Origin of the sequence: Caulobacter sp. UC70_42 (genome assembly GCF_044056025.1) — a bacterium.
Classification (GTDB): domain Bacteria; phylum Pseudomonadota; class Alphaproteobacteria; order Caulobacterales; family Caulobacteraceae; genus Caulobacter.
Genome location: NZ_CP171994.1, coordinates 1,079,902 through 1,101,329 on the forward strand (window position 1 = coordinate 1,079,902; position 21,428 = coordinate 1,101,329).

Consider the following 21,428-nt stretch of genomic DNA (forward strand, 5'->3'; position numbering starts at 1 on the left):
CCGCCCCATAGTCAGCCCTGTCGTTTGGCCCGACGCTTACGCTTGCGCCCGCCGCCGAACGGTCGCCATCGCAGAAACCAGACAATCGCCGGCCCGACCACCGGCACGCGCAGCATCGGCCGCACGGCGTGGGGGCGGGTCTTCAGGAAGCACAGCACCGCGCCGATCCAGAACACCGTGGTCGGCATGCCCGGCGTGACGATCCCCACCGCGCCGGTCGCCAGCAGCGCCCCGCCCAGGCCATCCAGCACCCAGCGCTCGACGCGGCTCAGGCGGCGGCGCGGCTTGCGGGCGGGTTCAGGAGTCATGCGCCCAAGCTAACGCGTCGCGTTCGCGCTCGGAAGCCTTAGAACGCCTCCGCCACCCCGCCCACGCGGCGCGGCGGACGGCTGTTCAGGCCGCGCCGGATCTTCGGGCCGAACTTGGTGGCCGAGGTCAGCCGCGCCACCATGCCGTGGTCGCCAGCGAGGGCGAACAGCTTGCCGGCGGCGGTCCACAGGCGGGTGGTCACAGGGTGGGGCAGGACGATGCCGGCGCCAACGCCGGCCAGCAGCAGGCTCCAGCCGGAGAGACGGATTGCGGCGGTGGTCATAATTGTCGCTCCTGCGAATGACTTGCAAAAAGACCTTGGTCTCGTCGCGCCCACAAATCCAATTGATTGTTTCTCTGGACGAGATCGATCTTCCCTATGGGATTCCGCGCGGTTTGCGCGGTAAGCCTCGCCACATGACCGCCACCACCGTTCTCCCCGACGCCGTCGCGACCAACTGGGTCGACCGCCACGCGCCGGAGCGCCTGCGCCCTTGGCTGAAGCTGGGACGCTTCGACCGGCCGGCGGGGATCTGGCTGCTGATGCTGCCGGGCTGGCAAGGCATCGCCCTGGCGGCCGCCGAGCAGGGCCGTTGGCCCAACCCGCTGTTGCTTCTCGCGGTGTTCGTCGGCGCGGCTCTGATGCGGGCGGCCGGCTGCGCGTTCAACGACATCGTCGACCGCGACTTCGACGCCCAGGTGGCCCGCACCGCCATGCGGCCGATCCCGGCCGGGCTGATCACCGTCAAGCAGGCCTGGCTGTTCCTGATCGGCTGCAGCCTGGTCAGCCTGATGATCCTGCTGACCCTGGGCTGGGTGGCGATCGGGCTGGGCGTGCTGTCGCTGGGCCTGGTGGCGGGCTATCCGTTCATGAAGCGGATCACCTGGTGGCCTCAGGCCTGGCTGGGCCTGACCTTCAACTGGGGCGCCCTGTTGGGCTACGCTGCCGCGAACTCACCACCTGTCCTGGTCGGCCGCCCTGCTCTACGCCTCGGGCGTCTTCTGGACCCTGGGCTACGACACGATCTACGCCATCCAGGACATCGAGGACGACGCCCTGGCCGGCATCAAGTCCTCGACCCGACGCCTGGGCGACCACGTCCAGATTGGCGTGGCGGGCTTCTACCTGGCGAGCTTCGTCTGCGTGGTCGCGGCCGGCTGGGTCGGCAATATCGGGCCACTGTTCCTGCCCTTGGCCGCCTTGTTCGCCCTGCACCTGTCGCGGCAGGCGGCCGCCGTCCGCGTCGACGACGGCCAAGGCGCGCTGAAGCTGTTCAAGTCCAACGCCGTGGCGGGACTGATCGTGTTCGCGGGACTGGTCGCCGGACTGTGGAAGCCGGGCGTGCGGTTCTGACGTCTAGAACGGCCCTTGCTGGTACACCCGCTCCATCACCGTGTTCAGCTGGCGAATGCGGTTGTCGTAGCTGCGCGCCAGGCAGGCCCGGTTGCCGCCGCAGGCCTTGCGGGCCGCCAGCCATGCGCGCTGGTCGTCCATGATCGCGCCGCGACCGCCCATCGGCACGAGATGGCGGGTGATCCCGTAAAGCTGGTCCATCCGCACGTCCTGGTCGTTGAGGTCGCGATTGGCGCAGATCGCCTTCTCGTCCGCGGTGCGGGCCTTGCGGCAATCGAAGCTGGCGGCGGCGGCGGGCGTCGCGCCAATGGCGAAAACACCGGCGCAGACAGCGGTCAGAACGAAAGCGGGGATCAATCGGCGCATGGCGGCTCCAAAAAGTGACGTCGGGTCATCCTGTCAGGCCTAAGCTGAATGTGCGATGATCGTTCCATGGCCGTCGCACCCCGCGTCAAACCGCAGGACCTGTTCACGCCCGACGAATGGACGCGCATCTCCGCGCGCTCGTCCTGGCGCGGGATCTTCATGGTCGTCCACGCCTGGGCGGTGATCATCGGCGCCGGGGCGCTGTTCGTCTTCTTTCCCAACCCGCTGACCTACGTCCTGGCCGTGATGCTGATCGGCGCGCGCCAGCTGGGCCTGGCCATCCTGATGCACGAGGCCGCGCATGGCGGGCTGCATCCGAACCTCAAGGTCAATGACTGGCTGGGCGAGTGGTTGTGCGCCGCCCCGACCGGTGCGTCTCTCGCCAGCTATCGCCCCTACCACCTGACCCACCACAAATACGCCCAGCAGGCCGAGGACCCGGACCTCGTCCTGTCGGCGCCCTTCCCAACCACGCGGGCCAGCCTGCGCCGCAAGATCATCCGCGACCTGACCGGCCAGACCTTCTTCAAGCAGCGCTTCGGGCCTTTGCTGGGCAAAATGAAGGGGGATCAGCCGAAAGGCGCGATCTTCGCCGGCGAGGTGGCCCGGCAGAAGCCGTTCCTGCTGTGGAACCTCGGCATCCTGATCGTGCTGTCGGCGCTCGGCCTCTGGTGGGCTTGGTTCGCCCTGTGGATCGTGCCGATGGCGACCTGGTTCCCGCTGGTCACCCGCCTGCGCAACATCGCCGAGCACGCCCTGGTGGCCAAGGACGAGCCCGACCCGTTCCGCCACGCTCGCACCACCCACGCCAACTGGATCGAGCGCGCCCTGATCGCGCCCTATCACGTCAATTTCCACGCCGAGCACCACCTGTTCATGCACACCCCGTGCTGGAACCTGCCGATGGCGCACCGGCTGCTGGAGAAGAAGGGTCTGACGTCGGGCATGCTGACCGCCCCGGGTTACCTGACCGTGCTGAAGGCCGCCTCGAGCAAACCGGTCGCCGCTTAGCCTGGGGCGCGCTCTTGTTCGTCGGCGAGCCTGTTTTTCCGTTTCCGCTGTTTCACATCTGAACCGGACAGGCTCTAAGGCCGGCATGATCGTCCAGACCCTGGAAGGCCGCCGGGCCTTCATCCGCGACAACACCCGCTTCCAGCCGACGCCACACGCGCCGGAACTGTCGCTTCACCTGGCCGACGAGATCACGCCGATCTGGAAGCTGACAGAAGAGGCGCTGGAAGAGATCGGCCTGCCGCCACCCTTCTGGGCCTTCGCCTGGGCCGGCGGCCAGGCCCTGGCGCGCTACATCCTCGACAACCCCGACACCGTCGCCGGCAAGCGCGTGATCGACTTCGCCACCGGCTCGGGCATCGTCGCCATCGCGGCGATGAAGGCCGGTGCGGTCAGCGTGCTGGCCGCCGATATCGACGTCTTCTGCGAGGCGGCCGTCGGGCTGAACGCCGAGGCCAATGGCGTCGTGGTCGCCTTCACCGATGTGAAATCTTCTGGACGCTCCGCCGCCGGAAGCCGACGTCCTGCTGGCCGGCGACATCTGCTACGAAAAGCCGATGGCCGAGGCGGTGATGGACTGGCTGCGGCAGGGCCGGGCCAGCGGCGCGACGGTGTTTATCGGCGACCCGGGTCGCACCTATTTCCGCAGGGACGACCTGGTGAAGCTGGCCGAGTATCAGGTCGAGACCACCCGCGAGCTCGAGGACTTCGCCGTGAAGCGCACGAGCGTCTGGACTCTGCCCTAGCGGCGAACTAGAACATTTAGAGAACATCGTTTTCGGGAGAGCACCCATGCGTGAGGACGGCAAGATCGACTATATCGAGTGGCCGGGCGGCGACCTGCCGGCGACCAAGAGCTTCTATTCGGCCGCCTTCGGCTGGAGCTTCGTCGACTACGGCCCCGACTATGTCGCCTTCGAGGGCCAGGGCGCCGATGGCGGCTTCGCCAAGCCGCAGGAGGGCGCGACCGACCGTCCGCTGGTGATCCTCTACGCCCACGACCTTGAAGCCATGCTGGACAAGGTGGTGAAGGCCGGCGGCGTTGTCACCGCCCCGATCTTCAGCTTCCCCGGCGGTCGCCGCTTCCATTTCACCGACCCGTCCGGCAATGAGCTGGGCGTCTGGAGCGCGACGGGGATCGAGTAGACCATGCGTCTGGTGAGCGTGAGCATCTTGCTGTCGGCGATGGCCGGAGCCGCTTGGGCGGAAGATCCGCCGCCGGCGCCCGTGCCGGCCGAGGTTGGCGCGCTGCAAGGCTGCTGGCGCGGCGGAGGCGACGTCATGGGCAAGGCGGTCGAGATCACCCTCGCCGCCAAACCCGTCGCGCTGGGGACGATGTTGGCTGTGGACGCCGACAGCCGCGCCAAGGCCGATCCCAAGGATCGCTACGCCGCCCACCTGGTGTTCGGCGGTCGGGGCGCGGCGCCGAAAGGCGGCGAACCCACCGGCGTGTCTGGCTTCTGGTCCGACAGCTTCGGCGGCGACTTCACCGCCGTCGGCCAGGGCGCGGCCCAGCCGGGCGGATTCGACATCGCCTACGCCTATCCGGACGCCAGCTTCGTCAACCGCTGGCGGCGAGACGGCGACAAGTTGACCTGGACGATCGTGATGAAGAGCGGGGCCAAGGAGACGCCGTTCGCCCGCTACGACCTGGCCCGGACGACCTGTCCGGCATAGCCGCCGCCCCATCAAACCGTCACACGGCGTCGCTACCGTCCGCCTCCTGACGATCAAGCTCAATTCGGGCAGGAGCGGATGGGCGACAAGAGTTGCGGCGACTGCGGCCTGTGCTGCAAGGTTTTGGCCATCGAGGCCCTGAACAAGGCCGACGGCGTCTGGTGCTCGCACTTCAGGAAGGGCGGCGGCTGCGGCAATTACGAACGACGGCCCCAGGCGTGCCGGAGCTTCATGTGCCTGTGGATCACGTCCGAAAGGCTGGGCGACGCCTGGCGGCCGGACAAGGCCGGCTTCGTCCTGTATTCCGACCGCGACGGCAAGCGCCTGAACGTGGTGGTCGACGCCGGCAAGCCCGCCAGCTGGCGGCGCGAGCCGTACTATTCCTACATCAAGAACATGTCGCGCCGGGCGCTGGAAGGGTATGAGCTGGTGGTCTGCATCGGCGACCGCCGCATCGTGGTGTTCCCGACCGAGGAGATCGACCTGGGCGTCCTGCCGCCCGATCGCAAGCTGGTCAGCGGCTATGTCGAACGCGACGGCGGCCTGACGCCCTTCGCCATGGTGCTGGCCGACGCGGACTAGAACCGCGGGTGGGAACTTTCTCGGGCTCCACCCGAAATCCCGCATCGCCGCCGAGCTGTCGAAGGTCAGGTCCTGGCCCATCCGCGCGCCCATGGCCACGGTCGCGCCCGGGTAGAACGGCTTGGCCAGCCGCATGATCAGGCCAAACAGCCAGGTCGGCATCGGCAGGCTGCGCGGAGTCTTGCCCATACCCTCGAAGATCCGGTCGACCATCAGGCGGTAGGTCACGGTCTCGCCGCCCACCAAGTCATAGGCTCGGTTCCTCGTCGCCGGCGCGTGGGCGGCGGCCAGCGCGCCAGCCGCCAGATCCTCGGCATGAACCGGCTGGCGCAGGCCCGCGCCGTCGCCCGACAGCGGCATCACGTGGAAGCGGCGGATCAGGCGGGCGATGCGGCTGACGTTCTCGTCGTGACCCTCGTCATAGATCAGGGTCGGCCGCAGGACGGTCCAGGCGACACCGTGCTCGGCGCACCAGGTCTCGACCGCCGCCTCCGCCTCCGCCAATGTCCGCGCCACCGCTCGCTCGCCCTCGTCCGGCGAGTCGACCTTGGTGAAGCGGCTGGTCGAGGAGAAGGCGATCAGGCGCTCCATGCCCCGGTTCTTGAGCGCCGGCAGGACCGGCGGCAGCAGCCAGATAGGCGACAACGCGAACACCGTCGCGGCCACCGGCAGGCGCTCGTCCAGACCGGGATCCTTCAGGTCGCCGCCGATCCAGCAGGTCTCCTCGGTCGGCGGGCGCCGGCTGAACGCCGTCGGGTCCAGGCCCTCGGCCTTCAGCCGCGCCAACAGGTGCCCCCCGATCAGGCTGGTCGCGCCCAGCACCAGGACCGGCGTCTTCAGGGTGTTCTCAGCGTCCATTCCCCACATATAGTCGCGCTGGGGAAGAGAGCCCATGACCTACGACGACGTCAGAGCGTTCGCGTTCAAATTGCCCGGGGTCGAGGATGGGATCGCCTATGGCCGGCCCTGCCTGAAGGCGCACGGCAAGTTTCTGACCCGCCTGTTCGAGGACGGCGAAAGCCTGGTCTGCCCCGCCGTGCCCTTCGACGAGCGCGAGATGCTGGTCGAGGCCGAACCGGACGTCTTCCATTTCACCGACCATTTCAGGAACTACCCCTATGTCCTGGTCCGCCTGGCCCAGGCTCATCCGGGCACGGTCGAGCGGCTGGTCCTCCGTCAATGGCGCGCGACCGCGCCCAAGAAGCTGCTGAAGGCCTGGGACGATGCCCATCCGACGGCGGCCCCGCCTTGAGGATCCGCGCCGGGCGAGCCTTCGCCATGGTCTTGATCGCCCTCTCGCGCGTTCGAGCCAAGGTGGCGCTGGCCAGGCCAGAGCCTATATGCGCCTGACGTCTTCCCAGGAGTTCTCCATGTCCAAGCTCGTTCCCGCCATCCGTTCGGGCGACGTCCTGATGCCCGCCCTCGGCTTCGGCACCTGGCAGCTGGAGAACGGCACGGCCGTCCCCCTGGTCGAGAAGGCCCTGGAGGTCGGTTACCGCCACATCGACACCGCCCAGATCTATGGCAACGAGCGCGACGTCGGCGCGGGCATCAGGAACAGCGGCGTCAAGCGCGACGAGATCTTCCTGACCACCAAGGTCTGGATCGACAAGTTCCACGATGGCGACCTGCAGCGCTCGGCCGAGAAGAGCCTGGAAAAGCTGGGTGTCGACCATGTCGACCTGCTGCTGCTGCACTGGCCCAAGCCCGAGGCGCCGCTGGCCGAAACCCTGAAGGCGTTGAACGAGGTCCAGTCGCGGGGCCTGACCCGCGCCATCGGCCTGTCGAACTTCCCCTCGGCCCTGCTGGAAGAAGCCGCGAAGCTGTCGGAAGCCCCGATCGCCAACGACCAGGTCGAGTACCATCCCTACCTGTCGATCAAGACCCTGAAGGCCAAGGCCGACGCGCTGGGCGTCTCGATCACGGCCTGGTCGCCGCTGGCCCAGGGCAAGGTCGCCCAGGACCCGGTGCTGGTCGAGATCGGCCGCGCCCACGGCAAGACCCCCGGCCAGGTCACCCTGCGCTGGATCATCCAGCAGGGGATCATCGCCATCCCGCGCACCAAGAACCCGGCGCGGATCGAGGAGAACTTCGACATCCTCGACTTCGCCCTGTCCGACGACGAGATGACCCGGATCCACGCCCTGGCGCGGCCGGACGGCCGGCTGGGGGACTGGCTGGACAAGGCTTATGCGTGGGACGCGGAGTAGCACGTCAAGCGCGGCCCTTGCCAATTTTTGCCAAGAACCGCATCCTGATCCCATGACCACGATGAACATCTCGTTGCCGGACGCCTTGAAGGCCTTTGTCGACGAACAAGTCTCTGGCCGCGGTTACGGGACCAGCAGCGAGTATGTCCGGGACCTGATCCGCAAGGATCAGGACCGCCAGCATCTCCGCACCCTTCTGCTGGACGGCGCGGCCACGCCGTCTGGCGCCAAGGCGGACGCGAGGTACTTCGACGCGCTTCGGGCGCGGGTGCGCGACCGCTCTTGAAGTCCAAGGACGTCATACCGCGCGCCCTGGCGGAGCGCGACATCAACGACGCGCTGGATTTCTATCTGGCGGAAGCCAGTCGGAAAGTCGCACTCGGCTTCATCGACACGCTCGAACGGGCCTATCGGTTGATCGGCGAACGACCGGACGCCGGCTCGAGCCGCTACGCCCACGAACTCGACCTGCCCGGCCTGCGCAGCTGGCCGTTGCGCGGCTATCCCTATGTCGTCTTCTACATCGCCCGCGAGGATCACATCGACGTCTGGCGTGTGCTGCACCCAGCCAGCGACATACCGGCCTGGATGGCCGGCGCCGATCCTGAAGCGAGACCGCCCAACAAAACTCCGTCCGTTTTCAGACGAACCTTGTTTCATCCTGCCCTGAAAGCGCCTAGGTAAGCCTCAACCTGAGCATAACTTACCAGGACCATCAGGATCAGGACGGGGACGATGGACGACGCGGGCGCCAGCTTGCAGGCGACGATGGCGGGGATGGGCCGGACGGCTCGCGAGGGCGCGCATGCGCTTCGCCTCGCCACGCCAGAGCAGCGCACCGCCGCTATCCAGGCCATGGCCGCCGCGATCCGCGAGGACGCCGTCGCCATCCTGACCGCCAACGCCAAGGACCTGGGCCGCGCCGAGGCCAACGGCGTCTCCGGCCCGATGCTGGACCGCCTGGCCCTGGACGAGGCGCGCCTCGAGGGCGTCGCCGCCGGGGTCGAGGCCGTGGCCGCCATCCCCGATCCGGTCGGCGTGGCCACCGCGCGCTGGACCCAGCCCAACGGCCTGGATATCAGCCGCGTCCGCACCCCGATCGGCGTGATCGCCATGATCTATGAAAGCCGCCCGAACGTGACCGCCGACGCGGCCGCGCTGTGCGTGCGCTCGGGCAACGCGGTGATCCTGCGCGGCGGGTCGGAGTGCATCCACTCCAACCTCGCGCTGCACGCTTCGATAGAACGCGGTTTGAAGGCCGCTGGCCTTCCCGCCGCCGCCGTCCAGATCGTCCGAACCCCGGACCGCGCCGCCGTCGGCGCCATCCTGTCGGGTCTGGACAAGGCCATCGACCTGATCATCCCGCGCGGCGGCAAGAGCCTGGTCGCCCGCGTCCAGGCCGAGGCTCGCGCGCCGGTGCTGGGCCACCTGGAAGGCCTCAACCACGTCTTCGTCCACGCCGGCGCCGATGTGAAGAAGGCCGTCGACATCGTCGTCAACGCCAAGCTGCGGCGGGTGTCGGTCTGCGGCTCGGCCGAGACCCTGCTGGTCGACAAGGCCGCCGCCGAAAAGCTCCTGCCCCCGATCGCCGACGCCCTGATCCGGGCCGGCTGCGAACTGCGCGGCGACGCCGCCGCCCGCGCCATCGAACCTACGATGAAGAAGGCTACCCCTGAGGACTGGACCACCGAATACCTGGCCCCGATTCTGGCCGTGGCCGTGGTCGACGGCGTGGCCGGCGCCGCGCACCACATCGCGGCCCATGGCTCGGGCCATACCGACGCGATCGTCACCGAGGACGCCTCAGCCGCCGACGCCTTCGTGGCCGAGGTCGACAGCGCCATCGTGCTGGTCAACGCCTCGACCCAGTTCGCCGATGGCGGCGAGTTCGGCTTCGGGGCCGAGATCGGCATCGCCACCGACAAGCTTCATGCCCGCGGCCCGGTTGGGGCCGAGCAACTGACGACGTTCAAATATGTGGTTCGCGGGACCGGCCAGACTCGTCCCTGAGGCCGGCCGGCCCAACGCTCAGCGTCTTGGCTTCCATCTGGAGCCGGGCATGCGCGTCGGCCTGTTCGGCGGCAGCTTCAACCCGGCGCACGAGGGCCATGCCCACGTGGCCGAGACGGCCATGCGCCGCCTGGAGCTGGACCGCGTCATCTGGCTGGTGTCGCCGCAGAACCCGCTGAAGTCGTCGCACGAAACCCGGCCGGTGGCCGAGCGGATGGCGAACGCCCGCCGCTGGGCGCGCGGCTCGGGCATGATCGTTTCCGACGCCGAGACGCGGCTGGGCTCGCAATACACGATCGACACCCTGCGGGTGCTGCGGGCGCGCTATCCCGGCGTGAAGTTCGTCTGGGTGATGGGCGCCGACAGCCTGGCCACCTTCCATCGCTGGCGGGGCTGGACCCAGATCATGCGCGAGGTGCCGGTGGCCGTGATCTCCCGCCCCTGGATCGCGCTGAAAGCCCGCACCTCGCCGGCCGCTCGCCGCTTCGCCTTCGCCCGCTGGCCCGCCAGCGCCGCGGCCAAGCTGCCCGACGCCAAGTCGCCGGCCTGGGTCTACCTCACGGGACCGCTGAACTTCGCGTCCTCGACCGCCATGCGGGCGCGGCAAAAGGGCTGAAAGCCAAGCTTTCGAGCGTTGCGTGAACGCCTCAGGGCCACTGGCGAATCGGCGTTCGACCATCACCCCCTCACGGTTCGCCCAATTCCGTGCTATGAGGACTATCCACAGCGACCCCATAAGGAGCAATCCGCTGCGTAGCGACCCCGCGCTTAATGCGCACGAAGGCCCGGCCGGCGCCGAGTCCTCGACTGAATCCCCGGGCCTGAGTTTGCCCCTCGATCTCAAGGCGCTGGAGCGCCTGATCCTGGAACGTCTGGATGACGACAAGGCCCAGGACATCGTCCACATCGACTTGGCGGACAAGAGTTCGGTCGCCGACAGCCTGATCGTGGCGTCGGGCCGTTCGCACCGTCACGTCGGCGCCCTGGCCGACCACCTGCTGCGCGCGCTGAAGGAAAACGGCTATGGCAAGGCGCGGGTCGAAGGCCTGCCGCACTGCGACTGGGTGCTGATCGACGCCGGCGACGTCGTCATCCACCTGTTCCGTCCCGAAGTGCGCAGCTTCTACAACATCGAGAAGATCTGGGCGGTCGACGCCCCGCACCGCACCGCGGCGAACTGATCCCGCGTGCTCGGCCGTCGCTCTTCGCTGAGTGACGGCCTAGAGCATTTTCCGATAAGTGTGAAACGGTTATCGGATCGAAAAATGCTCTAAGCTTTTGAAATAGAGCCCTTTTTATCCGATCTGATTGATGCGATCAGATCGGAAAGGGCTCTAGAGCTTCCTTCATGAAGATCACCATCCTCACCGTCGGAAAGCTCGGCCGCATGGTCGAGGCGCAATTGGCCGTGGACTATGCGTCCCGCGCCACCGCCTCCGGCCGCGCCCTGGCCCTGGGTCCGGTCGAAATCCTCGAGGTCGAGGCCCGCAAGCCCGGCAAGGCCGCCGAGGCCGAGGCCCTGCGTCCGCACCTCGACGGCGCCCACGTCATCGCCTGCGACGAGCATGGCAAGACCTGGAAGAGCCGCGCCTTCGCCGATCACCTGGCCCGCCTGCGCGACGACGGGGCGCGACGGGTGGTGTTCCTGATCGGCGGGGCCGACGGCCTGGATCCCTCGATCCTGGCCGCCGCTCACGAGACCATGGCCTTCGGGCCGCAGACCTGGCCGCACGCCCTGGCCCGGGCCATGCTGGCCGAGCAGATCTATCGCGCCGCCACCATCCTGTCGGGCTCGCCCTATCACCGCGATTAGGGCTAGAGCATTTTCCGATCCAACTGGATCAGTGAAATGCTCTAGCGTTCTGTTTTGGCGCATTTTCTGACGACGAACCGGCATCCACTTCGTCGGGAAATGCTCTAGAGGTTGGACGATGTCCCGCTCGCGAACTCGTCATCGCCCTCTGCGCCCTGGCCCTCGCCGTCCCGACGGCCGTGGTCGGCTGGCAGCGCGCCGATCGCGCGATCGAGGACCAGCGGGCCAAGGATCGCCAGACCGCCATCGACACCCGCCGCGAGATCGAGGATCTACGGGCCGAGCTGGACCGCCTGGACCACGCCCGCATCGCCGCCGGCGGCGATGTCGACGCCAAGCGGGCGCGGCTGGAATCCCTGAACGCCCGCGAGAACGCCATACTGGCCGACCTGGGCGCCAACCGGCAGCGGCTGTCGCTGCTGCTGTCGGCCTTGCAGCTGTTTCGCCGCGATCCGCCGCCGGCCCTGCTGGTGACGCCGAACGACGCGCGCGACGCGGTGCGGGCCGCGATCCTGATCCGGGCCATGACACCGGAGCTGCAGCGCCGCGCCGAGGCCTATGGCCGCCAGGCCGTGGCGGTCGGGACCCTGCGCCGCGAGGCCGCCGCCGCCTCGGCGGAACTGTTCACCGCCGAGAGCGCGGTCGCCGACCGCAAGGGCGAGATCGAGCGGCTGATCATCGAGAAGACCCAGCTGGAGCGGGCCTATGCCCAGGAAGCCCTGACCCAGCAGAATGAGCTGCGCACCCTGGGCGCCCTGACCGACGGCCTGGGTCGGGTCGAGGCCACCGGGCCGCTGGTGCTGCGCCCTCCCGCGGCTGGCGAGATCGTGCGCCGCTTTGGCCAGGACATGCCGGCCGGCGGCAAGTCGCCAGGCCTGACCCTGCGCACGGAGAAGGGCCTGACCGTCAACGCGCCGGTCGCGGGGACGGTCGAATACGCCGGCGCGCTGAACGGCTGGGGCGCGGTGCTGATTCTTCGAGCCCAGGGCGCCTATCACGTGGTCGTGGCGGGCCTCGACCAGATTACCGCGTCACCCGGACAATCTGTCGCGGCCGGCGCCCCCATCGGCAAGATGCCGGATCATGTATCTTCGGAGCCGGAACTCTATCTAGAGGTCAGGGAGAACGGCGCGCCGGCCGATCCGGAGCGTTGGCTCAAACAGGAGTCGCGGTAGACGGCTTTTTCAGTAATGGTGGCCGTAATTATACCTCCGGCTTCTGACAGTGGTTGGATGGGGCTAAAATTGGTTTGCGACGCCGCGCGTCGCCAGGGAGCCTTCTGGGCCTAATGCGCAAGTATCTGCTCATCGGAGTTTCGGCCTTCGTCCTCGGCGCGGGGGCCATGGCCTATGTCAGTCCCATCGCCCAGGCGAACAACGCGCCCAAGACCAAGACCTACAAGATGCTGGAGCTGTTCGGCGACGTGCTGGGCACGGTCGAGGACCAGTACGTCACCGAGGTCGACGACAAGAAGCTGATCGAAGCGGCGCTGGACGGCATGCTGACCAGCCTCGACCCGCACTCGGGCTATCTGTCGCCCGACAGCTATGAGGACATGCAGGACACCACCCGCGGCGAATATGGCGGTCTCGGCCTGGAAGTGACCAGCGAGGACGGCGTCGTGAAGGTGATCTCCCCGATGGACGGCACTCCGGCCTCGCGCGCCGGCGTCCAGGCCGGCGACTACATCACCGCTGTCAACGGCCAGAGCGTGCTGGGCCTGACCGTCAACGAGGCGGTCAAGCAGATGCGCGGCCAGCCTGGCGAAGCCGTCACCCTGACCATCGCTCGCGACAAGACCGATCCGTTCGACGTCAAGCTGGTCCGCGAGGTGATCAAGCCCAAGGCCGCCATCGCCCGCATGGAAGGCGACTACGGCTATGTCCGCCTGCCCGGCTTCAACGAGAAGGCCACCGACGCCCTGGTCGCCTCGATCAACGAGCTGAAGACCAAGAACCCGAAGATGAAGGGCCTGATCCTCGACCTCCGGAACAATCCGGGCGGCCTGCTGGACCAGGCGGTCGGTGTGGCCGACGTGTTCCTGGACGGCGGCGAGGTGGTCAGCCAGCGCGGCCGCGATCCGCGCAATATCCAGCGCTACAACGCCCGCCCCGGCGATCTGCTGAACGGCATGAAGATGGTCGTGCTGATCAACCAAGGCTCCGCGTCAGCGGCGGAAATCGTCGCCGGCGCGCTGCAGGATCGCCACCGCGCCGAACTGGTCGGCCTGACCAGCTTCGGCAAGGGTTCGGTCCAGACCGTGATCCCGCTGCGCGGCGGGGCCGACGGCGCCCTGAAACTGACCACGGCGCGCTACTTCACGCCGTCGGGCCGCTCGATCCAGAAGACCGGCATCGCCCCGGACCTCGAGGTCGCCCAGACCCGCGACCAGGCCCAGGACATCGCCAACCGCGTCTGGTTCAGCGAGGCCAGCTTCAAGAACGCACTGAACGCCGACGAGGGCAAGACCCGCGTGGGCGTCCACACGCCCGCCGAAGCCCCGCCGACGGCCTTCGACGACAAGAAGGGCGACTTCCAGCTGCAGCGCGCCATCGCCGTGCTGAACGCCGGCGGCGTCGCCAATACGCCGAAGCTGCCCAAGCCGGCGGCCAAGGTCGCCGAGGTCACCGCCAAGGCCGCCGCAGCGGCGGCCGGCAAGCCGGTCAGCGAAAACAAGTAAGGCTTTCCGCCTTCCTCGATCCAATCAGCGCCGCTCCGGGCAACCGGGGCGGCGCTTTTCGTTTCTGCCCTACGCGGCCTTGGCCGCCTCGGCCGCGCGCAGCAGCCGCAGGACATTGCCGCCCCAGATCTTGGCCAGATCGTCGCGGCTGTAGCCCTCGGCCAGCAGGCGCTCGCTGATCTTCCAGTAGTCCGAGGCGTCGTTCAGACCGGTCACCCCGCCGCCGCCGTCGAAATCGATGCCGATCCCGACATGGTCGACACCGGCCACCTTCAGCGCGTGGTTCAGGTGGTTCATGAAGTCCTCGAAGGTCGCCTTCGGGACGGGGTACTTGGCGTCGATCGCCTTCATCTCGGCCATGAAGCCCGCGCGTTCGGCCTCGGTCATCTTGGCCCGCGCGCCCGCCTTGGCCCGCAGCGCCGCCATGGCCGCGTCGCGCTCGGCGTTCTTGGGCGTCTCGATCAGGTAGCTGGAATAGGCGTCGACCTGGATCACGCCGCCGCTGGCCGCCAGGGCCTTGATACGGGCGTCGTCGACATTGCGCGGATGGTTGAACACCGCCTTGCAGCCAGAGTGGGTCAGGATCACCGGCGTCTTCGAGAGTGCGATCAGCTGATCCAGCACTTCGTCGGACGAGTGCGAACCGTCCAGCACCACGCCCAGGCGGTTGGCCTCGGCGACGAACTGTTTCCCCAGCGGCGACAGGCCATGCCACTCGGGCGTGTCCGTCGAGCTGTCGGCCATGTCGTTGTTCTTGAAGTGGGCTAGGCCCGAGATCCGCACGCCCAGCGCATAGAAGGTCGACAGCAAGGTGATGTCGCCATCCATCGGATAGCTGTTCTCGACGCTGACGAACACCACGCGCTTGCCCTGGGCGGCGATGCGCTCGGCGTCGTCAGCCTTCAGGGCCAGGGCGAACTTGTCGCCGTGCTTGGCGACCATTTCGCGGATCTCGACGCCGCGGATGATCGCCGCGTCGCGGGCCGCCCGCGTGGCCTCGGGCGTGCGCGGTCCCTGGTTGGTGAAGATGGCGAAGAAGCCGCCGTCCAGCCCGCCCTCGACCATGCGCGGATAGTCGATCTGCGAGCCGTCCTTGTCGGCCGAGTGGCGGTCGAGGATGTCCCAGCCCGGCCGGCCGAAATTGGCGGGGGTGTCCAGGTGGGTGTCGAGGGTCAGCAGGCCCTCGTGCAGCTTGCGCGCGGCGGCCGGATCGGCGGCCTGAGCGCTCATCGGCGTGGTGGCGGCGACCAGGGCCAGGACGGCGGTCGTGGCGAGGAGGAAACGGGTCATGGGTACGCTCGAAAGGGTCCGGCCGGCCTTTGCAGAGGCCGACCGGAGGGCGGGGACTAGAAGTCGGCGGAGATCGTGAACTGGATCGTGCGCGGCGGCGCCGGGCGGAAGCTGGCGGGCGTGTTCACCGTGGTGTTAATGGTGCCCAGATAGTCCTTGTCGAACAGGTTATCGATGTTGACCCGCGCCTTGACCTGGCTGAACGGCCCGGCCGCGAAGCCGTCGCCGATATCGATATAGGCGTTGACGATGGTGTAGCCGCCGACCTTCTCGCTGTTGATGAAGTTGGTGAAGCGGCTCTCCAGGTGGCGGGCCGAGATGTTCATCAGCAGGCCGTCGAAAGGCTCCAGCGTCACGCCGCCCTGGAACACCCAGTCGGGGAAGTCCGGCACCTTCTTGCCGGCGACGGCCAGGGTGGTCGGCGCGGCCGTGGTGCTGGCGCGATAGTTCAGGACGTCGTCCTGGAACTTGGCGTCGTTGTACGAGACGTTGGCGTTGAAATAGGCCTTGCCGGCGAACAGTTCGGGCTTCCACTGGCCGCTGAACTCGACGCCCTTGGCCTTCACCGCCCCGACGTTCTGGTAGAAGGTCTCGGTCGTGCCGCCGCCGCCGGGCACCAGCGAGGCGAAGGCCTGCAGGCGGTTCTTGAACTCGGTCTGGTAGGCCACGATCGAGGCGTTGAACGTCTTGTGGTTGGCGCGGTAGCCCAGTTCCCAGTTGGTCGAGGTCTCGGGATCGGGGCCGGCGACGGTCGGGCTGGCGGCCGAGAAGATGTCGTCGGCGCCGCGCGGCAGGGCCATGTTCTCCGAATACGAGGCGAAGATCTGGTCGCGGCCGGTCACGCTGTAGACCGCGCCGACCTGGGGCAGGAAGCTGTCCTTCCAGTTGTCCTTCAGGATCGGGTGGCGGCCGTTGATATAGTCGGCCGGATTGCGATAGCCGGCGATCTTGTAGTCGATGTCGGTGGCCTTGAAGCCCAACTCCAGCTTCAGCTTGGCGTCCAGCAGGGTGACGGTGTCCTTGACGAAGAACTGCTGGGTCTCGCGCAGCGACTTGTAGTCGCGCTGGGCGTGGACCCGCTCGTTGAACAACGGCTTGCCGTCGGGATTGCCGTTCTCGACATTGTAGCGGTTCTGGGTGCGGTGATAGTCGTCGTTCTCCAGCCAGAGGCCGGCCTCGATCTTGTTGAAGCCAAGATGCCAGGCGACCTTCGCGGTGACGCCCTTGCGGATCCCGTCGATGCCCGACAGGCCGTACTGGATGCCGCGCGGGGCGACGATGCCGGCCACCTTGCCGACCTCGGCGTCATAGCTGGACTTAGAGGTCGCATAGGCCTCGGGCGAGACACCGTAGCCGCCCTTGTCCTCGTAATAGGCCGTGGTGGTCAGGTCGAAGTTGTCGGTGATCGGCGTGTTCAGCGTCAGACCGTAAAGGTGGTCCTTCCGCTTGTTGACGGCGAACTTGTAGTACTGGGCGTAGTTGGCGTTGGAGTACGGCACCCCCGCCACGGCTTCCGGCAGGCTGCCCGTCGGGATCGACAGCGGCGTACCGAACGGAACCGAGGTGGGCACCGCGCCCAGATAGGCGAAATAGCGCCCCTGGCGGCCGAACACGTCGCCCGCCGTCCCGGCGTACTGGGCCTTGGTGATCGACGGGCTGTCATAGTCGAAATAGTCGTTGTGGACGGTCTGGAAGCTGATGTCGCCGCCGTTGGGCAGGTCGTACTTCAGCTTGCCCTCGTAGTGCTTGCGATCGATCGTGCCCGGACCGCGCCACAGATCGCCCTTGATCCACGAGCCGCTGACATAGCCCGACAGCGGACCCACCTTGCCAGACTCCAGGCGCAGGAAGGTGCGGCGCAGGTCGTCGCTGCCGAAGGTCTGGCTGATCGCGCCGCCAGCGTCTTGCGACGGGGCCTGGGTGAAGTAGTCGACGATGGGGCCCAGCGAAGCGTAGCTGGGCAGGGCGACGTCGCCGGCCCCAGCCGAGGCGGTCACCCGCAGCAGGTTCTCGTTGTCGACATAGCGATAGATCGGGCTGCCGCCGAACTGGTCGCTGCGGCCCATCGGGATGCCGTCGAGCAGGAAGCCGATCTGCTGGAAGTTGAAGGCCCGCACCGAGACCGAGTTGCCGAACTCGTACATGCCCAGGGCGTCGTTGGCCTGGACGTTGAAGCCCGGAAGGCTCTCCAGCATCTTCAGGCCGGTGATCCCGGCCGGCGCCGACAGCAGGGCCTCGCGGGTGATCGAGACGGTGGCCGTGGCGTGGTCGGTGCCGATGGCGACACTGGCTTCCGACAGGCGCTTGCCCGTCACAACGACGGTTTCCAATTCGGCGGCCTTGTCGGCCTCCTGGGCCAGGACCGGCGTCGCGCCCCCCAGGACGGTGGCTGCGAGAAGAAGCGCCCTAAGGCGGGCGGCGGTGCGTGCGGATCCGTGAGTGGTCATGACTATCCCCAATCATTTTGACCAGGGCAACGTCATCAAGGCGACACCATCGGTAAATCAAGAAACGTAAGGAATAGGGCCAAATATTCACAAAGTTAAAACGTTGCACAGCTTTGCCGAATTTATGAACATCGGTAATATTGATAGGTGAACTTATAATAGATATTTCGCGAAAGTCGTTCATGACGATCGCGTTCAATACATTTCGCTATATCGATAAACGGGATCAGCTAGATCGACATTGGCGCACGCGTGGGTCTGAGCGAACCGGGACGGCTCGCCTTCACACCCCCGCTGTCCTTGGGCCTGAGAGATTCAGCGCCCCGCCTCCGATGGACGGGCGGTCGCCTTGCTCCTTCGGCGAGGGCGGTACGCGCCCTGCTTTCCAGCGTTCAACGTCTCGCGCGGTCCTTCTGCTTGAGCGTTTCCGGGGTGGTTTCGCCTTCAGCGCCGGGCCAGGGGCCCGATCTCTCCCGCGAGAGGTCTTCAGGAGATGGGCCATGCGCGCGCCCGTCAACCGATCAGGTCTCGCGCGAACGCCGTGATCGTTCAGCGCCCGCCGCGATTGCAGAAAACGCCAATTTCAGCGGCGCCCGCGTCGCCGCGTCGCAGCGCGAGGGCCGGCAGGACGTCCTCTGGCCATATCTCGTTAACCATATGTTGGAAGCTTCCCCGCTAGCCTCAACGGGTCATGGCCGTCTCCTTCTCGCGTAAGCCCGCCTATGCCGCCGCCACGCCCGCTCCGGGCGGGTCCGGCGACCTGCGCGCCAAGCTGATGGCCGCGGTCAGCAATCCGTTCATCGGCGCCAGCGGCGCGGCCTGCCTGTTCCTGGCCTCGCTGGCGACGCTGGTCCTGATCACCAGCGACCCCCATGCCGGCTCGCCTGTGATTCGGCTGGAGCTGACGAAGATCGGCGCCACGAGAACGCGCCCGAAGGCTGGCGCGAAGGCCTGGGCGGCGAAGGCGCGCACGAGGCCGAACTGGTCCCCGGCCAGCTGGGCCTGTCGGCCAATCCCTTCGCGCCCGTGAAGCCCGAGGACGCCCAGGCCCCGACCGCCGAGGGCCTTCAGAACCTGCCGCCGATCCAGCAGGGCCCGGGCCTGGCCCAGGCGCCGATCGCCGGCCTGACCGCGCCGGGCCCCGGCGGCGGTCCGCTGCCGATCATCGGCGCCGACGGCCGCACCGCGGCCGAGGCCTATGCCCGCCCGTTCACGCCCAACGGCCGCCCCAAGGTGTCGGTGGTCATCGGCGGGCTGGGCCTCAACGCTCAAACCACCCGCGCGGCGATCGAGACCCTGCCCGGCGAGATCACCCTGTCCTTTGCGCCCTATGCCGAGGGCCTGCAGGGCTGGATCGACCTGGCCCGCGCCCACGGCCACGAGGTCCTGCTCGAGACCCCGATGGAGCCGGCCGACTATCCGGCCAACGATCCGGGTCCCTACACCCTGATCGCCGCCAACCGGCCCGAGGACACCGTGCGCAAGCTGGAGTGGCTGATGTCGCGCGCCACCGGCTATTTCGGTCTGTCGAACTATCTGGGCGCCCGCTTTGTCGACAACGACCAGGCGATGGCGACCTTCAATGGCGTGCTCAAGTCGCGTGGCCTGGCCTTCGTCGACGACGGCCTGGCCTCACGCCGCGCCGGCCCGATCCCGCGCGCCTCGGCGGACCGGGTGATCGACGATGAGCTGTCGGCCGGCGCCATCGACACCCAGCTCAGGGCGCTGGAGACGGGCGCGGCCGGTCGCGGACAGTCGCTGGGCTCGGGTTTCGCCTATCCGGTGACGATCAACCAGGTGCGCGTCTGGGCCGCCGGCCTGCAGGCGCGCGGGATGCAGCTAGCCCCGGCGTCGGCCCTGGCGCACCACTAGAACTCGTGGAACAAGGCTCGGCATGACCGAGCTCGACCATCCCAAGCACCGCCCGAATGTCGGCGTCGTCCTGTTCCATCCTGACGGCCGCGTCTGGCTGGGTCGTCGCCACAAACAGCCGCCGCCCTACAACTGGCAGTTCCCGCAAGGCGGCGTCGACGAGGGCGAGGACCTGGAGGCGGCGGCGCGCCGCGAGCTGGCCGAGGAGACCGGCGTCAGCTCCGTCGAACTCCTGGGCCGCACCGAAGGCTGGATCACATACGACTTTCCGCCCGAGGTGCTGGCCAACGAAAAGCGCTCGCGCGGCTGGCTCGGGCAGAAGCAGGTCTGGTTCGCCTATCGCTTCATCGGCGACGAGGCCGAGATCGATCTGGAAGCGGACGAGCACGTCGAGTTCGACGCCTGGAAATGGGGCAGGCTCGACGAAGCACCCGAACTGATCGTACCCTTCAAGCGCGGGGTCTACGAAGCTGTGGTCGCCGCGTTCCAGGGGTTCGCGCGCGGCGGCTGATCTCCCGCGCTGGGGAGTACCGAATGGCGGATACGGTTCTGCTGATTCACGGCTACGGCTGCGCGGGGGATGTCTGGGGTCCCGTCGCCGCGCGGCTGAAGGCCGAAGGCTATAGCGTGGTGGCGCCGACCATCCGGTCGGCGGTGCGCACGGTCGAGGGGCCGCGCGCGGGCCTGGTCGGCCTCTCCCTGGCCGACTATGTCGCCGAGATGAGCGCCCTGGCCCAGACCCTGGCCAAGGAGACCGGCAAGAAGCCGCTGGTCTTCGGCCATTCGATGGGCGGGCTGATCGCCCAGAAGGTCGCCGAGGCCGGCCATGCGTCGGCTCTGGTGCTGTTCGCCCCGGCTTCGCCGGCCGATGCGCGCGGCAAGCCCAAGCTTTCTCCGGTCTTCACCTTCCTGAACATGGCCCTCCAATCGAGGCCCGAGACCCGGGCGGGCAAGATGTGGAAGACCGGCTTCAAGTTCGGCGTCATGAACGCCGTGCCGGCCGAGCGTCACGACGCGCTCTACGCCACGATGGTCTATGACAGCGGCCAGGCGCTGGCCGACCTGGCTTGGCCGCACAAGGACGTCCACAAGACGGCCTATGTCGATGAAACCAAGGTGACCGTGCCGATCCTGGTCAATGCCGGCGCCCTGGACCGCACCACGCCGCTGGACGATGTCCAGCGTCTCGGCCGCAAATACCCGCAGGCCGAACTCAAGATCTACCCCAACAACGCCCATTATCTCATAGACGAGCCCAACACGATGAAGATCCTCGACGACGTGATCGCCTGGCTGACGGGCAAGAACAAAGCTCCGGCCGCCACGGCGGCTCCGGCTCCCGCGCCCGCCGCGGCTCCGGCTCCGGCTCCGGCTCCGGCCAAGCCGCCCGAACCCGCGCCGACGCCCGTAAAGGCGGCGGAGCCTGCCCCGACGCCGGCTCCAGCCCCAACGCCGGTCCCGGCCCCCGCGCCAACCCCCGTGGCGGCCGCTCCCGCTCCGGCGGCCGAGAAGCCCGCGCCGAAGAAGGCCGCGGCCCCCAAGGCCGCCGCCAAGGCGAAGCCCAAGGCGACGGCCAAGGCCGCGCCCGCCAAGACCGAGGCCGCTCCGAAACCGGCCGCGAAGGCCAAGGCCGCGCCAGCCGCCAAACCCGCGCCGGCCGCGAAGGCTGCTCCGGTCGCCAAGCCTAAGGCTCCGGCCAAGGCCGCCGCCGCGCCGAAGCCCGCCGCCAAGGCCGCTCCGGCCCCGGCCGCGAAGGCCGCGCCGGCCGCTAAGCCCAAGGCTCCGGCCAAGCCGAAGGCCGAGGCCG

General features: G+C 68.0%; 19 protein-coding genes, 6 pseudogenes and 1 riboswitch. Of the genes and pseudogenes, 19 read left to right on the forward strand and 6 right to left on the reverse strand.

The window, feature by feature from the left end; all coding sequences use genetic code 11:
• Window positions 1-11: 11 nt before the first annotated feature.
• Complete coding sequence (locus ACHMW8_RS05620; protein ID WP_125155014.1) at window positions 12-308, reverse strand: DUF454 family protein; 297 nt, start codon at window positions 306-308, stop codon at window positions 12-14.
• Between the two features lie 38 nt (window positions 309-346).
• Window positions 347-592: a hypothetical protein gene (locus tag ACHMW8_RS05625; RefSeq protein WP_125155013.1), complete on the reverse strand. Its 246-nt coding sequence runs from the start codon at window positions 590-592 to the stop codon at window positions 347-349.
• Window positions 593-726: 134 nt separating this feature from the next.
• On the opposite strand from ACHMW8_RS05625, the pseudogene ubiA reads away from it, so the two are divergent.
• Window positions 727-1,663: pseudogene (gene ubiA, locus ACHMW8_RS05630) on the forward strand (4-hydroxybenzoate octaprenyltransferase).
• A 3-nt stretch (window positions 1,664-1,666) separates the two neighbouring features.
• On the opposite strand, the gene ACHMW8_RS05635 reads toward ubiA, so the two are convergent.
• Window positions 1,667-2,029, reverse strand: coding sequence for a lysozyme inhibitor LprI family protein (locus ACHMW8_RS05635; protein ID WP_395444990.1), 363 nt, complete (start codon window positions 2,027-2,029; stop codon window positions 1,667-1,669).
• A gap of 66 nt (window positions 2,030-2,095) precedes the next feature.
• On the opposite strand from ACHMW8_RS05635, the gene ACHMW8_RS05640 reads away from it, so the two are divergent.
• The 5 genes and pseudogenes from ACHMW8_RS05640 (at window position 2,096) to ACHMW8_RS05660 (ending at window position 5,299) form a co-directional block, all read left to right on the forward strand.
• A complete protein-coding gene (locus ACHMW8_RS05640; RefSeq protein ID WP_395444991.1) occupies window positions 2,096-3,040 on the forward strand; it encodes a fatty acid desaturase family protein in 945 nt (314 codons plus the stop codon).
• Between the two features lie 85 nt (window positions 3,041-3,125).
• Window positions 3,126-3,786 (forward strand): annotated as a pseudogene (locus ACHMW8_RS05645) (class I SAM-dependent methyltransferase).
• Between the two features lie 46 nt (window positions 3,787-3,832).
• Complete coding sequence (locus ACHMW8_RS05650; RefSeq protein ID WP_125155008.1) at window positions 3,833-4,186, forward strand: VOC family protein; 354 nt, start codon at window positions 3,833-3,835, stop codon at window positions 4,184-4,186.
• 3 nt (window positions 4,187-4,189) lie between these two features.
• Window positions 4,190-4,717, forward strand: coding sequence for a hypothetical protein (locus tag ACHMW8_RS05655; protein ID WP_395444992.1), 528 nt, complete (start codon window positions 4,190-4,192; stop codon window positions 4,715-4,717).
• A gap of 78 nt (window positions 4,718-4,795) precedes the next feature.
• Window positions 4,796-5,299, forward strand: coding sequence for a YkgJ family cysteine cluster protein (locus ACHMW8_RS05660; RefSeq protein ID WP_395444993.1), 504 nt, complete (start codon window positions 4,796-4,798; stop codon window positions 5,297-5,299).
• Window positions 5,300-5,305: 6 nt separating this feature from the next.
• Here ACHMW8_RS05660 and ACHMW8_RS05665 read toward each other — a convergent pair.
• Window positions 5,306-6,157 (reverse strand): annotated as a pseudogene (locus ACHMW8_RS05665) (NAD-dependent epimerase/dehydratase family protein); the annotation flags it as partial.
• A 34-nt stretch (window positions 6,158-6,191) separates the two neighbouring features.
• Between ACHMW8_RS05665 and ACHMW8_RS05670 the strand changes: the two are divergent.
• The 10 genes and pseudogenes from ACHMW8_RS05670 to ACHMW8_RS05715 all read left to right on the forward strand — a co-directional run bounded on the left by ACHMW8_RS05670 (window position 6,192) and on the right by ACHMW8_RS05715 (window position 14,012).
• Window positions 6,192-6,551, forward strand: coding sequence for an MmcQ/YjbR family DNA-binding protein (locus tag ACHMW8_RS05670; protein WP_395444994.1), 360 nt, complete (start codon window positions 6,192-6,194; stop codon window positions 6,549-6,551).
• Window positions 6,552-6,669: 118 nt separating this feature from the next.
• A complete protein-coding gene (locus ACHMW8_RS05675) occupies window positions 6,670-7,509 on the forward strand; it encodes an aldo/keto reductase (RefSeq protein ID WP_395444995.1) in 840 nt (279 codons plus the stop codon).
• A 52-nt stretch (window positions 7,510-7,561) separates the two neighbouring features.
• The gene (locus ACHMW8_RS05680) at window positions 7,562-7,795 is read left to right on the forward strand and encodes a type II toxin-antitoxin system ParD family antitoxin (RefSeq protein ID WP_395444996.1); all 234 of its coding nucleotides are present in this window, start codon (window positions 7,562-7,564) and stop codon (window positions 7,793-7,795) included.
• On the forward strand, window positions 7,792-8,193 hold the full coding sequence (locus ACHMW8_RS05685; protein ID WP_395444997.1) for a type II toxin-antitoxin system RelE/ParE family toxin: 402 nt from the start codon (window positions 7,792-7,794) through the stop codon (window positions 8,191-8,193). Before ACHMW8_RS05680 ends, ACHMW8_RS05685 begins: the two co-directional genes overlap by 4 nt.
• A gap of 51 nt (window positions 8,194-8,244) precedes the next feature.
• The gene (locus tag ACHMW8_RS05690) at window positions 8,245-9,519 is read left to right on the forward strand and encodes a glutamate-5-semialdehyde dehydrogenase (RefSeq protein ID WP_395444998.1); all 1,275 of its coding nucleotides are present in this window, start codon (window positions 8,245-8,247) and stop codon (window positions 9,517-9,519) included.
• A complete protein-coding gene (locus tag ACHMW8_RS05695; protein ID WP_099575446.1) occupies window positions 9,485-10,135 on the forward strand; it encodes a nicotinate-nucleotide adenylyltransferase in 651 nt (216 codons plus the stop codon). The genes ACHMW8_RS05690 and ACHMW8_RS05695 overlap by 35 nt, the downstream gene beginning before the upstream one ends.
• 133 nt (window positions 10,136-10,268) lie before the next feature.
• A complete protein-coding gene (gene rsfS, locus ACHMW8_RS05700; protein ID WP_125155808.1) occupies window positions 10,269-10,700 on the forward strand; it encodes a ribosome silencing factor in 432 nt (143 codons plus the stop codon).
• A 167-nt stretch (window positions 10,701-10,867) separates the two neighbouring features.
• On the forward strand, window positions 10,868-11,332 hold the full coding sequence (rlmH, locus tag ACHMW8_RS05705) for a 23S rRNA (pseudouridine(1915)-N(3))-methyltransferase RlmH (RefSeq protein WP_395444999.1): 465 nt from the start codon (window positions 10,868-10,870) through the stop codon (window positions 11,330-11,332).
• A 118-nt stretch (window positions 11,333-11,450) separates the two neighbouring features.
• A pseudogene (locus tag ACHMW8_RS05710) lies at window positions 11,451-12,507 on the forward strand (murein hydrolase activator EnvC family protein).
• 113 nt (window positions 12,508-12,620) lie between these two features.
• Window positions 12,621-14,012 (forward strand): S41 family peptidase, encoded by a 1,392-nt coding sequence (locus ACHMW8_RS05715; protein ID WP_395445000.1) that lies wholly within the window; start codon window positions 12,621-12,623, stop codon window positions 14,010-14,012.
• Window positions 14,013-14,081: 69 nt separating this feature from the next.
• Here the strand turns inward: ACHMW8_RS05715 and ACHMW8_RS05720 are convergent, their stop codons facing one another.
• Window positions 14,082-15,302 carry a dipeptidase gene (locus ACHMW8_RS05720; protein ID WP_395445001.1) on the reverse strand — a complete coding sequence of 407 codons (1,221 nt, stop codon included), beginning with the start codon at window positions 15,300-15,302 and terminating at the stop codon, window positions 14,082-14,084.
• Window positions 15,303-15,358: 56 nt separating this feature from the next.
• On the reverse strand, window positions 15,359-17,761 hold the full coding sequence (locus ACHMW8_RS05725) for a TonB-dependent receptor (RefSeq protein ID WP_395445002.1): 2,403 nt from the start codon (window positions 17,759-17,761) through the stop codon (window positions 15,359-15,361).
• A gap of 383 nt (window positions 17,762-18,144) precedes the next feature.
• Window positions 18,145-18,235: riboswitch (glycine riboswitch) on the reverse strand.
• A gap of 205 nt (window positions 18,236-18,440) precedes the next feature.
• Between ACHMW8_RS05725 and ACHMW8_RS05730 the strand changes: the two are divergent.
• From ACHMW8_RS05730 to ACHMW8_RS05740, 3 genes and pseudogenes are all read left to right on the forward strand, one after another.
• Window positions 18,441-19,621 (forward strand): annotated as a pseudogene (locus ACHMW8_RS05730) (divergent polysaccharide deacetylase family protein).
• Window positions 19,622-19,643: 22 nt separating this feature from the next.
• Complete coding sequence (locus ACHMW8_RS05735) at window positions 19,644-20,132, forward strand: RNA pyrophosphohydrolase (protein WP_395445003.1); 489 nt, start codon at window positions 19,644-19,646, stop codon at window positions 20,130-20,132.
• Between the two features lie 23 nt (window positions 20,133-20,155).
• Window positions 20,156-21,049 (forward strand): annotated as a pseudogene (locus tag ACHMW8_RS05740) (alpha/beta hydrolase); the annotation flags it as partial.
• Window positions 21,050-21,428 lie beyond the last annotated feature (379 nt).